The 13,858-nt window shown below is 72.8% G+C and carries 10 protein-coding genes; 4 read left to right on the top strand and 6 right to left on the bottom strand.

Annotated elements, in window-relative coordinates:
- Window positions 1-2 precede the first annotated feature (2 nt).
- Together QWJ13_RS00410 and QWJ13_RS00405 are read left to right on the top strand one after the other, a co-directional pair.
- The gene (locus QWJ13_RS00410) at window positions 3-1,667 is read left to right on the top strand and encodes a phytoene desaturase family protein (RefSeq protein WP_316521571.1); all 1,665 of its coding nucleotides are present in this window, start codon (window positions 3-5) and stop codon (window positions 1,665-1,667) included.
- Window positions 1,664-2,719: an MDR family NADP-dependent oxidoreductase gene (locus QWJ13_RS00405; protein WP_316519756.1), complete on the top strand. Its 1,056-nt coding sequence runs from the start codon at window positions 1,664-1,666 to the stop codon at window positions 2,717-2,719. The genes QWJ13_RS00410 and QWJ13_RS00405 overlap by 4 nt, the downstream gene beginning before the upstream one ends.
- Before the next feature lie 49 nt (window positions 2,720-2,768).
- Here QWJ13_RS00405 and QWJ13_RS00400 read toward each other — a convergent pair whose 3' ends face one another.
- The 5 genes from QWJ13_RS00400 to QWJ13_RS00380 form a co-directional block, all read right to left on the bottom strand.
- On the bottom strand, window positions 2,769-4,154 hold the full coding sequence (locus tag QWJ13_RS00400) for a hypothetical protein (protein ID WP_316519755.1): 1,386 nt from the start codon (window positions 4,152-4,154) through the stop codon (window positions 2,769-2,771).
- 126 nt (window positions 4,155-4,280) lie between these two features.
- A complete protein-coding gene (locus QWJ13_RS00395; protein ID WP_316519754.1) occupies window positions 4,281-5,504 on the bottom strand; it encodes a threonine synthase in 1,224 nt (407 codons plus the stop codon).
- 83 nt (window positions 5,505-5,587) lie between these two features.
- Window positions 5,588-6,136 carry a YceI family protein gene (locus QWJ13_RS00390; RefSeq protein WP_316519753.1) on the bottom strand — a complete coding sequence of 183 codons (549 nt, stop codon included), beginning with the start codon at window positions 6,134-6,136 and terminating at the stop codon, window positions 5,588-5,590.
- A gap of 217 nt (window positions 6,137-6,353) precedes the next feature.
- Window positions 6,354-9,242 (bottom strand): penicillin acylase family protein, encoded by a 2,889-nt coding sequence (locus QWJ13_RS00385; protein WP_316519752.1) that lies wholly within the window; start codon window positions 9,240-9,242, stop codon window positions 6,354-6,356.
- Between the two features lie 180 nt (window positions 9,243-9,422).
- Window positions 9,423-10,436, bottom strand: a complete 1,014-nt coding sequence (locus tag QWJ13_RS00380; protein WP_316519751.1) for a zinc-binding dehydrogenase — start codon at window positions 10,434-10,436, stop codon at window positions 9,423-9,425.
- 100 nt (window positions 10,437-10,536) lie between these two features.
- Between QWJ13_RS00380 and QWJ13_RS00375 the strand changes: the two genes are divergently transcribed.
- On the top strand, window positions 10,537-11,199 hold the full coding sequence (locus QWJ13_RS00375; RefSeq protein ID WP_316519750.1) for a TetR/AcrR family transcriptional regulator: 663 nt from the start codon (window positions 10,537-10,539) through the stop codon (window positions 11,197-11,199).
- 63 nt (window positions 11,200-11,262) lie between these two features.
- On the opposite strand, the gene QWJ13_RS00370 is transcribed toward QWJ13_RS00375, so the two are convergent.
- A complete protein-coding gene (locus tag QWJ13_RS00370; RefSeq protein ID WP_316519748.1) occupies window positions 11,263-11,949 on the bottom strand; it encodes a macro domain-containing protein in 687 nt (228 codons plus the stop codon).
- 240 nt (window positions 11,950-12,189) lie between these two features.
- On the opposite strand from QWJ13_RS00370, the gene QWJ13_RS00365 reads away from it, so the two are divergent.
- A complete protein-coding gene (locus QWJ13_RS00365) occupies window positions 12,190-13,809 on the top strand; it encodes an ADP-ribosyltransferase domain-containing protein (RefSeq protein ID WP_316519746.1) in 1,620 nt (539 codons plus the stop codon).
- The last annotated feature ends 49 nt before the right edge of the window (window positions 13,810-13,858 follow it).

Raw genomic sequence — 13,858 nt, 5'->3', positions numbered from 1 at the left:
GCATGCTCATCATCGGCGGAGGACTGGGCGGCCTGTCCACCGGCTGCTTCGCGCAGATGAACGGCTACCGCACCCGGATCCTGGAGATGCACGAGATCCCCGGCGGCTGCTGCACCGGCTGGGACCGCGGCGAGTTCACCTTCGACTGCTGCATCAGCTGGCTGCTCGGCAGCGGGCCGGGCAACGAGATGCACCAGATCTGGCTCGAACTCGGCGCGCTGCAAGGCAAGCGGATGCGCAATTTCGACGTCTTCAACGTGGTGCGCGCCCGGGACGGGCGGGCGGTCTACTTCTACTCCGACCCGGACCGGCTGGAGGCCCACCTGCTGGACCTCGCCCCGGAGGACGCCCGGCAGATCCGGCAGTTCTGCTCCGGACTGCGCAAGTTCCGCCTGGCGCTGGCCCGTTACCCGTTTCTCAAGCCGGTCGGGCTGATGGGCCGGTGGGAGCGGATGCGGATGCTCGCCTCCTTCCTGCCGTACTTCAACGTGATCCGGCGCTCGATCACGGTGCTGATGAGCGACTACTCGGCGCGGTTCAGGAGCCCGCTGCTGCGCGAGGCGTTCAACTTCATCCTGTACGAGAAGCACCCCAACTTCCCGGTGCTGCCCAACTACTTCCAACTCGCCTGCCACGCCGGTCAGTCGGCCGGGGTGCCGGAGGGTGGCTCGCTGGGGCTGGCCCAGTCGATCGAGCAGCGCTACCTGCGGCTGGGCGGCGAGATCAGCTACAACACCAAGGTGAGCGAGATCCTGGTCGAGGACGACCGGGCGGTGGGGGTGCGGCTGAGCGACGGCCAGGAGGTGCGGGCCGACATCGTGGTGGCCGCCTGTGACGGCCGGACCACCATGATGGACCTGCTCAAGGGCCGCTACCTGAGCGACACCTACCGTCGGCTGTACACCCAGACCATCACCGAGCCGGGCATGGTCTTCCCCGGCTATGTGACCGTCTTCCTCGGCCTGCGCCGGCCCTTCCCGGCGGGGGACCCGTGCACCACCTATCTGCTGGAGGACGAAGTCGCCGCGCGGCTCACCGGCATCCGGCACCCGAGCATCAACGTCCAGTTCCGCAGCCGTCACTACCCGGAGCTGTCGCCCGCCGACACCACCGTGGTGTACGCCAGCTACTTCTGCGACATCGCGCCCTGGCGGGAGTTGAGCACCGGACCGGAGCAGTCGGCCCGGATGCGGCGCGGCGAGGAGCTGCACACCCTGCCGGTCGGCCGGGGGCGGGAGTACCAGCGGGAGAAGCGCCGGGTGCGCGACACCATCGTCGAATTCCTGGACGGCCACCACCCCGGGCTGCGGGACGCGGTGTCGGTCAAGGACGTCTCCACCCCGCTCACCCAGGTCCGGTACACCGGCAACTACGACGGCAGCGTGCTGGGTTGGCAGCCGTTCGTGGAGAGCGGCGAGACGCTGGAGGAGGAGATCAAACGCAACGGCCCGGGGCTGCCCGGCCTGGCGAACTTCTATCTCTCCGGGGTCTGGGCGACCACCGGCGGGCTGATCCGCGCGGCGGCGGCCGGCCGGCACGTCGTCCAGTTCATCTGCCGGGACGACGGCAAGCCCTTCACCGCGGAAGTCGACGACAGCGCGCCGCCGCCCACCCTGCTCATCGATCGAGTCGGCCCCGCCGACCGCCAGTTTGGAGTCACGTCGTGAAAGCCGAGAAGTGGGTCGTCCAGGAGCACAAGGACGGCGTGCCGGACATCGAGCGGGTGTACCGGAAGGTCGTGGAGGAGTTGGACGTCCGGCTCGCCGCGGACGAGATGCTGCTGCGCACCCGGTACGTCTCGGTGGACCCGTACCTCCAGGGCATCGCGCTGGACACGCCGATCGGCGACCACATGGGCGCGGACTCGATCATGGAGGTGCTGGAGGCCGGGCCGGAGGCGCGCTTCGCGCCCGGCGACCTGGTGCAGGGCTTCGGCGGCTGGCGCACCCACCTGATCAGCAACGGCGAGCCCAGGCTCTGGCAGACCGGCACCTTCCCGATGGTCTTCCCGGCCTTCCGCCGGCTGGACCCGGCCGACTACGACGAGGCGCTGCCGCTGTCCACCGCGCTCGGCATCCTGGGCGGGCCCGGGATGACGGCCTGGGGCACGATGGAGAAGTTCCTGGACGTGCGGCCCGGCCAGACGGTGCTGGTCAGCGGGGCCTCCGGGTCGGTCGGTTCGCTGGTCGGGCAGCTGGCCAAGCGGCGGGGCGCACGGGTGATCGGCACCACGGCGACACCGGAGAAGGTCGAATGGCTGCGGCAGCTGGGCTACGACGCGGTGCTGGTGTACCGCGACGGTGACGCGCCGGATCAACTGCGGAGGGAGCTGGCCGAGTTGGCGCCGGAGGGCATCGACCGCTACTTCGACAGCCTGGGCGGGTCGTTGACGGACGTGGTGTTCGGCATGCTCGCGGTGGACAGCAAGGTGGCCGTCTGCTGGCAGTGGGGGAGCCAGGTCGGCGGTGAGTGGGCGGGGCCGCGGCTGCTGCCGATGATCATGTTCCCGCGCACCACGATCCGCGGCATCTTCTCGCTGGAGTGGTTCGTCGAGGAGAACTGGGCCGCGCTGCGGCGGGACCTCGGGCCGCTGGTCCGCAGTGGGGAGTTGAAGCACCGGCAGACGGTGCACCACGGCTTCGACAGCATTCCGGAGGCCTATCGCGGCCTCTACCTGGACCGTTCGGCGAGCCGGGGGAAGGTGCTGGTCGAGCTCTGATCCACTGGCGGGGGCCCTTCGGCGTGGTCGCCGAAGGGCCTTGGCCGTGTCAGTTGAGGGTGAACCAGGTGCTGCGGGACTTCTTCCACTCGGGGTGGGTGAGGTCCTTGGCGGCGGTGGCGTCGTTGTAGAGGTCCGCGGAGCCGTCGTCGGTGATCAGCTGGACCCGGGCGCCGGGGGCGTCCAGGTCCGGGACGTCCGCGATGGCCTCCCAGGCGCCGTAGTCGCTGGTCGGCAGGTCGATCAGCTTGGTCGGCCGGGAGCCGGGCCGGCCGTCCCAGCGGTAGAGCGCGTACGGGGCGGAGTTGTCCTCGGCGGCCCAGGAGCCGGCCACGATCAGGTACTGGCCGAGGTCGTTGCGGCGGATGTCGCGGACGGACAGGCCGCCGAGGTCCAGCTCGATCGGGTCGCCGAAGGTGGCGTGCGCGGCCGAACCGTTCAGCAGCGACGAGAAGTTGGTGACCGGCACGAGCAGCGCGCGGCCGCCGGTGACGGCCGGGGTGAGCGGCGCGCGGAAGCCGATGTACGCGGTGCCGGTACTGCCGGGGGCGAACTCCAGGCCCTCGACGTTGAATCCGTCGATCTGCTTGGGCGCCTGGCCGTCGGCGGCGCCGGCCGCGAAGCCGTAGCGCTTGCCGTGGGCGTTGTCCCAGGTGATCAGGTCGTCGCGCAGGCCGTGGTACGAACCGGCCAGGGACAGCTGGGTGTCGGCGCCGGAGCCGGTGATGGTGGTGGCGAAGACGGTGTGCCGGTCGGGCTTGATCGCGCCGTCCTTGTTGTTGCCCAGCGAGCCCGTCCAGTAGATGGTGTTGCCGACCCGGGTGGCGGCCTCGATGTCGATCTCCTTGGAGACGCCGAGGGCCGAGCTGAAGTCCCAGGTGCGGACCGGCGCACCGGAGTTGTCGCGGTCGTACAGGCGCAGGGTGTTGGACTCGTCGTCGCCGACCACCAGGTAGCCGCCACCGGCGTCCACGGCGGCCGAGGCGTCACTGGAGCCGGTCAGGTAGCGGCTGGTGGCGGAGTACTGGACAGCGGGTGAGGCGGCGTAGTGCAGGGTGCGGGTGGCGCTCTTGCCGCCGAGGCCGGTGACCTTGATGGTGAGGTCGGCGTAGCCGACGCCCTGGGCGGCGACCGCCAGGGTGCGGCTGCCGCCGGTGCCGCTCACCGTGACGTCGCCGGTGCGGGCCACGGCGCTGCGGGTGGTGGCGGAGGCGGCGACGGTCAACGCCGAGGCGTCGGCGCCGGATTGGGCGACCGAGACGGTCACCGTCGGGTCGCCGGTGGCGCCGACCGCGCCGGACAGGTAGCCGGCCGAGAAGGTGATCGTCGGGGTGCCGTACGTGACCGCGCCGGCCGGGACGGCGGGCAGGGCGAGCACGGGCACCGCCGCGACGGCGACGGTCAGCGGGAGGAGGCGGCGGAGGGAACGCGGCACGGTGGCTACCCTTCGGCGTGGGGGAGTTGACGGAGGTGTGTCAGCCTGCTGGCGCTCGGCGAACACCGGCCCTACGACGGCCCTACGAGGAGGGGCGGGCCGGCGAACAGCAGGCCTACGATCGGCTCAGCCGGTGATCCCGGCCGCGCGCAGGCGGCGGCTGACCGCCTCCCAGTCGGGGGCCACCGGCTCGGTGCGGCGGGTGCCGACGCCCTTGTCCTTGAAGCCGCTGGAGGTCGACACACAGACCACCGGGCCCTCGGAGAGGTCCGGCAGGCCGTCGCCGAGGCTACGCAGACCGGCCAGGCCGGCCGCGGAGGACAGCTCCACCCAGAGTCCGGCGCGGGCCAGCTCCCCTTGGGCGTCGGAGAGTTGGGCGTCGGTGACGGTCAGCGCCCGGCCGCCGCTCTCGCGGACCGCGAGCACGCCGCGGTAGCCGCTCACCGGGGAGTTGATCGAGTAGGCGTCGCTCGGGCCGACCGCCACCCGGGCGGTCGGGAGGCCCTCGGCGACGGCCCGGGCGAGCGGGCCGGAGGCGGCCGACTCGCAGGAGTGGACGCGCGGCACCCGGTCGGTCAGGCCCAGCCGGCGCAGCTCGGAGAAGCCCTTCCAGACACCGAACAGCAGCTCTCCGTAGCCGGTCGGGACGAACACCGCGCTCGGCAGGCCGACGTCCTGGAAGATCTCGTAGGCGACGGTCTTGTATCCCTCGGGGCCGTACGCGTGACCGGTGTGGGTGGCGGTCAGGTTGCTGACCGGGTGCAGGCCCAGCCGGTCGACCACCTGGCGCAGCAGTGGCCAGCGGGCCTCCCATGGCACCGGGAGCACCACCGCGCCGTAGGCGTTGAGGAAGGCGTCGACGTTCGGCGGTGTGTCCGGGCCGGTGAACACCACGCAGCGCAGCCCGGCGCGGGCCGCGTAGGCGGCGGCCGAGGCGCCGTGGTTGCCGGAGGAGGCGACCGCCAGGCCGGGGGCGCCGACGCCCACGGCGGCGCTGGTGGTGCAGCGGTTCAGCCGGTCCTTGTGGCTCCAGGTGGGGTTGCGGGACTCGTCCTTGACGTACACCCCGGGCTCGATCTCCACCAGCGGGGTGGCGCCCTCGCCCAGGCCGGGGGCGAGCAGCGGCGGCAGCAGCGGGGCCCAGCGCTCCAGGCCGGTGCGCGTCGGGGCCGGGGTGAACAGGGCGGCCGGCTCGGCCTTGGCGTAGGCGTAGTCGACCTCGACGGGGTAGGAGACGTCCTCGGAGCCGGTGCGGGGGCAGCCGGCGGTGAGCGGGGGCCAGAGCGGGTAGTGGAGGGCAGGGTCGCCGAGGGAGCGTTGGCCGGTCGCGAGGGAGTCTTCTGTCGGCATGTCCGGGAGACTAGCCGGGGGGCGCGGAGGTTTCCGGGTTTCGCGCCAGGCGGGCCGGATCGATGTCACCGGCCGGACATCTGCTACTGGCGGATCGCGGAGATGTCGAACTCCAGGGTGACCTTGTCGCCGACCAGGACGCCGCCGCCCTCCAGGGCCGCGTTCCAGGTCACGCCGTAGTCCTTGCGGCTGATGGTGACCGAGCCCTCCAGGCCGACCCGCAGGTTGCCGTACGGGTCGACGGCGTTGCCGGTGTAGTCGAAGTCGATGGTGACCGGGCGGGTGGTGTCCTTGATGGTGAGGTCGCCGGTGACCCGGTACTCGCTGCCGGAGCGCGCCTCGATCGCGGTGGTGCGGAAGGTGATGTCGGGGAAGTTCGGCGCGTCCAGGAAGTCGTTGGTGCGCAGGTGCTGGTCGCGCTGCTCCACGCCGGTGTCGATGCTGTCGGCCTTGATCACCACCTGGGCGGTGGAGCGGGACGGGTCGTTGCCGTCCAGGTGGGCGGTGCCCTCGAAGCGGTGGAACGCGCCGCGGACCTTGGTCACCATGGCGTGGCGGGCGACGAAGCCGATCCGGGTGTGGGTGGGATCGAGGGCGTAGTCGCCGGTGAGCTCGGCGAGGTTGGCGGTCATGGGCGGCGTGCCTCCTGTATGGCTGGTCTCTGGTCTCGGTGGTTCGGAACCTCGGCCGGAGGTGGTCGGGCGGTCCCCGGACCACGCTAGGGGGAGTCGTGACGGGCCGCGCGCCGGGTTGGGCGGGATGGGCGGCCGGGGCGGGTGGCCGCCGGGCCCCGTGGGGTGGGGCCCGGCGGCTCGGCGCAGCGGCGGCTCGGTTCAGGGGCGGCTCGGTTCAGCGGTGGCCGGGGAACCGCACCACCTGCTGGTAGGTCGGCCGGTTCTGCCAGGTGGTCTTGGCGTCGGTCACCCCGCCCAGCGGGCGCTGGATGATCGTGTCGGCGCACCACTGGTCGCCGGCCGCGCAGTCGGCGTCGCCCGGGTAGACCTGGGCGGGGGTCTGGGCGGCGGCCTGCTTCAGGGTGTCGAGCAGGACGGTCCGGCAGGCCGTGAGGTCGCCCCCGCCGCAGAGCGGGCGGGCCAGCGGGCCGGCCACCTGGTCGCCCAGGACGGCGCGCAGGTCCTTGTCCAGGTAGCTCCACCAGCCGTACTGGAAGGCCGAACCCTTGTGCGGGATGGCCTCGTTGGCGCTCGCCGGGCCGGTGGCGGCTCCGGTCTGGCCACCCGAGGGGGACTCGTTGATCTGGAGGGCACCGGTCAGCGCGCCGAACAGCGGGTCGCCGAGGCCCGGCCGCATGACGCCGTCGGCGACCAGCGGCCACCAGGCGTCCATCACCCGGATCGCGGTGGCGTCCGCGTAACCGTGGCTTCCCGGTGAACTCTCCTTCCGCTGAGCGCCGTTGGCCAGCCAGGCCTCCAGCTGCTGGAGGGCGGTGAGGGTGACCTGGTCGGTCACGGGCGCGCCGCGCAGTACCCGGATCAGGTCGGGCAGCACGTCCTCGGCCCGCAGGTCGGCCAGGGCGGCGCTCTCCATCGCCTGGGTGAGCGAGACCCGGCTCGCCTTCCCGCCGTTGCGGAGCAGGGACTTGACCCGGTCGTCCAGCAGATTGCCGCGGTGCACCGAGCCGTTGCCGAAGCCGGCCGAGGTGTAGCCGTTCGCCTGCTTGTTGTTCCAGGAGATGTAGTAGTCCTGGTTGACGGACTGTGGGTGCCGGGCCGCCGGGGTGTACCGGGCGGTGTTGGCGGTGGGGTCGAAGTCGGCCCACTCGTAGGCGGGTTGGGCCAGGACCGGAAGCCCGGCGTCCACCCCGGGGGCGCGGACCGGGTTGCTGCCGGAGTTGTAGTACGCGATGTCGCGCGAGTCGGCGTAGAACCAGTTGAAGGTGTAGTTGATGTCCTGCGCCGCCTGTTGGAAGCCCGCCGCGTCGTGCACCGCGCCCGGGTCGTTCAACTCCTGGAACCCGATGATGGATTCGGCCTCGTGGCGGTAGGTGGAACGCAGCGAGGTGAAGGCCACGGGGGAGCCGCCGACCGTACCGCGGGCCGTCACCAGGCCGTACTTCGAGCGGTACATCACCAGGGTGTAGGAGCCCGCCGGGGTGGAGTCGGCGGTGGTGGGGCTCCAGGCGTTCTTGCGTTCCAGCCGGTCGAAGGGCAGGCACTGGCCGTGCCAGAGGTAGGAGTTGGCGGCGGTGGTCACCGGGGAGCCGTCGGTGGTGCAGAGCGGGACGGCGTAGGTGTCGGTGACGTCCTGCCCGGCGGAGGTGGCGCTCCAGGCGTAGTCCTGGCCGCGGCCGAGCTGTACGTAGAAGCTCAGGCCGGCGAAGGCGGCGCCGCGGGCGCTGATCCCGGGGCCCTGGATCTCCTCCAGCATCAGCAGCTGCGGGGCGAAGTAGCCGGTCTGCGGGCCGAACACGGCCACCGGGTGGCCGTCGTCGGTGTGCGCGCCGGAGACCAGCAGGGCGTTGGACATGCCGTGCTTGGCGCTCAGCAGGTTGCCGGGGAGGACACCGGGTGCGGCGGTGATCGCGGAGTCGGCCGAGCCGGTGGCGTCGTAGATCACCCGTTCGGGCCGCACCGAGCCGGGGTCGGGCAGGGCCTCGCCCTGCGGGTGGTCGGGGACGGTGGCGTACGGGAAGCTCTGCCCGTCGTGCAGGGTCTGGACGGCCTCCGGGTCGTCCGCCTCGCGCAGCGACTTCCAGACCGCGTCCCCGGTGTCCTTGCCGTACCGGGCCTCGGCGGCCGACTTGACCTGGGCGGAGGCCAGTTCGCCTCCGCCGCCGGAGCCGAACAGCGCGCCGACCACGGAGGCGAGGGCGACCAGGTCGGTCAGCTTGAACGGCTCGATCGAGCCGGCGTTGGTGATCGGGTCGATGTGCCCGGTCAGGTCGTACTCGCCGGGGAAGGTACGGGCGTTGTAGGACTCCTTGGCGTACTGGTTGATGCCGTCGAGGTAGGCGCCGGCGTCGGCGAGTGCCTGGGCGGCCCGGCCGCCGCGGGCGGCGATGGCGTCGATCTGCTGTTGCAGCTCCGTCTCGGTGTACGGCGCGGCCTGCCAGAAGGTCTGCTCCAGCCGGCGGTTGGCGGCGGCGCCGCCCGCGAAGCCGGACAGCTGGCCGCGGCCGACGTGCCGGAAGAGGTCCATCACCCAGAGCCGGTCCTGGGCGGCGGCGTAGCCCGCGCCGAACTCGGTGCCGTAGCGGGTGGTGCCGGTGATGTGCGGGACGCCGGTGGCCTTGTCGCGCACGATGGTGACGTCCGCGCGCGGGCTGGTGCTGCTGGCGACCTGGTCGGCGGGGACGCCGAAGGAGGCGTCGTTGAAGAAGTCGCGCAGCTTGGCCTCGGTCAGGCCGGGGTAGCCGGAGGCGAGGGCGGCGTACGGGCCGAGCTGGTCGTCGGTGTGCGCGGGGCGGGTGCCGAAGGCCCGGTTGAGCAGGATCTCGGCGAGGGTGGCGTTGCCGTTCTCGCCCGGCGGCAGGATGTCGGCGCAGCCGCCGCCGCAGTAGTCGGCGGCGGCCGTCGCCGGCGCGGCGGGCGCGGCGGTGGCGGCGGGGGTGGCGAGGGCGGCGGTGACGAGCAGGGCCGAGGCGAGGGCGGCGGCCGGGAGTCGGAGGGAGCGGGGGCGGGGGCGCTGGCGTGGACGCAAGGCGGACTCCTCCGTCGAAGTCGCGGAGAGTCGACGGTAGGGGCCCGGCGGACGGATGGCTAGTGGCGTGCATGCCATTTCCCGTACGGCAGCGCGGAGTTGAGGGCGCCGGGCGGTGGTTCTGGGCTGGTGCCGGTGGGGTGGTGGCGGCGGGGCCGGTGCTGCGCGTCTCCGAGGCGGAATGGCGCGGGGCAGCGCGGCGCCGCACCTGCCGGGCTCAGTCCGGGAGGTGCGGCGCCGGGTCGGTGGGGCCGTGGGTCAGGGCTTGAGCACCAGGCGGATGGGGTTGCCCTCCTTGTGCTCCAGCGCCTGGACCGCGCGGGCGGCCTCGGCGAGCGGGAAGGTGCCGCTCACCGAGCGGGAGAAGTCCAGGCGGCCGCCGCGGACCAGGTTGACCAGGTCGACGACGTCCTCGCCCTCGGAGCCGTAGTGGCCGCGGATCTCCTGGCGCAGGTAGCTGACCCGGGTGCCGTTGGTGACGGTCAGCGGCTTGTCGGTCAGGCCGACCAGGACCAGGCGGCCGCCCTTGCCGAGGGTGGCCATGGCCTGCTCGCGGACCGGGGCGACGCCGGCGAAGTCGAAGGCGACGGACAGCGGGCGGCCGCCGGTGGCCTCGCGCAGCCGCTTGGCGAAGGCGGGGTCGGTCGGGTCGAGGGCGGCGTCGGCGCCGAAGGCCAGGGCGCGCTCGCGGGCGGCCGGCAGCGGGTCGACGGCGACGATCGGGAAGGCGCCGACCGCCCGCAGCAGCTGCACGCCGTGGGCGCCGAGGCCGCCGACGCCCCAGACGCCGACCGCCTCGGCCGGGCGCACGGCGCCGGTGGCGGTGATGGCGGCCCAGGGGGTGGAGACCGCGTCGGGGATGAAGCAGGCCTGCTCGAAGGGGAGCTCGTCCGGGATCGGCACCAGGGTGGTGGCGGTCGCGAGCGCGTACTCGGCCCAGCCGCCGTCGTAGTCCACGCCGCGGGTGTGGACGACGCCGTCGCGGGTCTCGCCGGCCTGGAGCAGCACCCGGTCGCCGACGGCCGCGGTGGTCACGCCCTCGCCGAGGGTGTGCACGGTGCCCGCGACCTCGTGGCCGAGGGTGACCTTGTCGCCCTTGAGATAGAGCGGCTTGAGCATGCCCTCGATCAGGTGGACGTCCGAGAGACAGACGCCGGCGGCCTCGACCTTGATCAGCACCTCGCCCGGGCCGGGCACCGGGACGGGGACCTCCTCGACGGCGAAAGAGCCCTTCGCGACGTCGAGCCGGCCGGCGAGCATCGTGGCGGTCATCGGTACTTCCCTTCTCGCGGGGGCGGCGGATCGGGGGAGGGCCCGCCACTCCGGAAGTTACTTGTTATCCAACAAGCAAGTTCGACACTAGCATGGTGTTATGTCTACGCACGATGAGTTCCGGGCCGATGGCGCCGGGACGCTCCGGGAGGCGCCGGCGCGCCGGACCCAGGCCGAACGGCGGGCCCGGGCCGAGTCCGCGCTGCTCGCCGCCGCCGCCCGGCTGATCGCCGAGCACGGCAGCACCGGGGTCACGCTCGCCAGGGTCGGGGAGGAGGCGGGCTTCAGCCGGGGCCTGGCCACCCACTACTTCGGCTCGAAGGCCGCGCTGCTGGCCCGGCTCCAGGAGGCGGCGCTGGCCGAGGCGATGGCGGCGGCCGCGCCGGAGCGCAGCGGGGCGGGTGCGGTGGACGAGCTGTGCGGCTTCGCGCGCGGGTGTCTGGAGGGGGTGCGCAACCCGACCGATCTGGGCCGGGCCTTCGTGGTGCTGGGCGCCGAGGCGCTCGCCGGGGCCTCGGAACTGACCGTCGCGGTGGCGGAGTTGGACGCTCGGACCCGGGAGTGGACGGCCGAGGTGGTCGCCCAGGGGCAGCGGGACGGGGAGCTGCGCCCCGGCGTGGAGCCGGCGGCGTTCGCACTGGCCTTCGTCGGGCTGCTCAAGGGGCTGGTGGTGCAGGCGGCGGCCGCGCCGGCGGCCTTCGATGTGGGGGTGGCGGCCGCCGAGTCCGAGCGCTGGATCCGCCTCGCGCTCACGGCGGGCTGAGTGCTTTCGCGAGGCTGAGGCGGGGCGGCTCCGGACTCGGCGGGCCGGCCGCTCCGGGGCGGGTCAGGCCCGCCCGGTCGGCGCACCGCGGCGGGTGGGCGGCGTTATCCGGACCCGCTCGGTGGCGGGCGCCTGCTCCAGGTCGTCCAGCTGGGCGAGGACGGTGGCGCGCAGGTCGTCGTCGTCCTCGAAGTGGTGGTCGGTGAACAGGGTGTACCCCGACCACATCAGGTTGGCGCACACCCGGGCCGGGACCCGGCCGGTCCGGGCACCCATGCCGACCAGCGCGACCGAGCGGATGCTGCCCGGCTCCAGGCGGTTCTGCCGGTGGACGGCCTGGAAGGCGGCGGCGCAGGCCAGGGCCACGTTCAACGTCTCGCTGACGTCCTGCGAGGACGTCTGCATGGTCGGGGCCGAGATCAGGAACCTGGGGTTGACGGCGCCGGACGGGACGCAGACCGCGCTGCCGATCGGGAGGCTGCCGGCGTGCCGCTCGCGGATCGCCCTCTGCACCCGCAGCTGGATGCCCGCGCCCAGGTGGCGCTTGATCGCCGCGTCCGTCCCGCCGTCCATCCGGCCCTTGGCGTTGGTGGGGCTGACCCAGGCGTCGACCTTCGCGGTGAGCAGGGAGGCGTGCCGGACCTCGACGCCGGGGGTGTCGGCGAAGGCGGCCCGCCAGGACTCCACGACCGTGGCGTTGAGGTCGGTCAGCACCACCGTGAGCGGCGACTGGGTGCGGTCCGTGGTCATGCTGGGCTCCTGTCGGTCGGGTGGGCCCGTCGGGCCGGTTCCTTGATGACGCCGACGAAGCTAGCGCACGGCACTGACAATCCGTCCGGTCGTGTCCGCCCCGGTCCGGCGCCGGTCGGCGCGGCCGGGATTGTCGGACCCCACTGGTAGGACTGTGGTGTCCGCCAGGGAAGCTGACGGTCCATCACCTGCCGTTCGTCTGTCATTCGTACGGTCCCGACCAGCCGGAGTCGCACCACCATGAACGCTGTCGACACCCCCGCCACCCAGCACGACCCGAGCGACCCGCTGGCCCTCGCGGAGCTCTTCACGGGCGGCGGCGAGCCGTGGCTGCCGCTGCTGAAGCCGGTCATCGAGGCGCAGCCCGGCGCGGCCTCGTTCATCGGCCCCGCCCGCGGCCCGGAGGTCGTCCCGGTCCGCGAACTGACCTTCCAGGCGCTCAAGCCGCACGCGCCGCACAAGTGGAAGGTCGTGGTCTTCGGCCAGAACCCGTACCCGCGGCCGGAGAGCGCCACCGGCATCGCGATGTTCGACAACACCTTCCATGACTGGAAGGACAGCCAGTTCGGCCGGGTGATCAGCATCCGCTGCCTGATCAAGGCCGCGGCGATGTGGAAGTACGGCATCCCCAAGAAGACGCCGATCGCCGACATACGGGCGCTGCTGAAGAAGGAGGACACGGTCCAGCCGCCGGAGTGGTTCCAGGCGATGCTCACCCAGGGCGTGCTGCTGCTGAACGCCGCGCTGACCGCGAGCAGCGACGGCGCGATGGGGCCCGACCAGCACACCGGCTTCTGGCGGCCGGTGGCCGAGCGGATCGTGGAGGAGATCCTGCGGGCCAAGCAGCAGGCCGCCGAGGAGGACCGCTTCGTGGTGTTCGCGTGGTGGGGTGCGCACGCGCGCAACCTGAAGAACGTGGTGCTGCGGTTGCAGGAGAAGTACCCCGAGGTCGAGGTCCGCCACATCGACCACGCCAACCCGGCGGCCCAGGGGGACCTCTTCTGCGACGGCGAGCACTTCGCCACGGTGAACGCGGCCCTCGCCTCGCTCGGCGCCGACGAGGTCGACTGGCTGCCCAGCGCCGGGTGGAACGCGCGGTCGGCGCAGGGCGACGGGGCGGACGGCGAGGTCGCCGAGCGGATGGGCGCCTTCATCGCCTCCACCATGGAGCTGCACCAGCTCTACCTTGACCGACTCGCCGGGGTGAAGGACGAGGGTCTCGTCCTGCCCGCCATCACCGGCGTGTTCGACACCCCGCTGATGGGCTTCCGGGAGGCGGTCGCGCCGGTCGCCGAGCTGCTGCGGGGCCTGGGCGGGCACGTGTCGCGGTCGCAGGAGTTCGGCGAGCGGCGGATGACGGAGGCGGCCGCCGGCCTGTCCGCCGACGAGATCGCCGTGCTGTACCTGTACACCTGCGAGTCCGCGTTCTACCGGGAGATCAACGCGGTGCTGCGCTCACCGGACCGCGGCCGGCTGGTGCCCTACCTGCCGTACCTGCGGCTGCTGTTCGCGGCCGTGTCGCGGCTGCCCGCCCGGACGGCACCGCTGTGGCGCGGGGTGTCGCTGGACCTGCGGCGGCAGTACCCGCTGGGCAGGACGGTGACGTGGTGGGGCGTCTCCTCCTGCACCTCCAAGCTCGGGGTGGCGCAGTCCTTCCTCGGCAGCCGGGGCAAGCGGACGCTCTTCGAGGTGCGGCCGCGGCGGGCCGCCGGGATCCAGAGCTTCTCGGCGTTCACCGGCGAGGAGGAGTTCATCCTGCTGCCGGGCACGCGGCTGGAGGTCACGGACGTCCGGGCCGAGCGCGGCGGCCTGTGCACGGTGACGCTGACCGAGTCGGAGGAGGCGCCCTTGGTGTCCTGATGTGTCCTCAACGGTCGATGAGGGGGCTGCGCCGGCTGTACGGGGTGGT

The organism is Kitasatospora brasiliensis (assembly GCF_032654805.1).
GTDB classification, from domain to species: Bacteria; Actinomycetota; Actinomycetes; order Streptomycetales; family Streptomycetaceae; genus Kitasatospora; species Kitasatospora brasiliensis.
The sequence above is the reverse complement of the archived record's forward strand: the minus strand, read 5'-3'. Positions and strand labels throughout refer to the sequence as shown.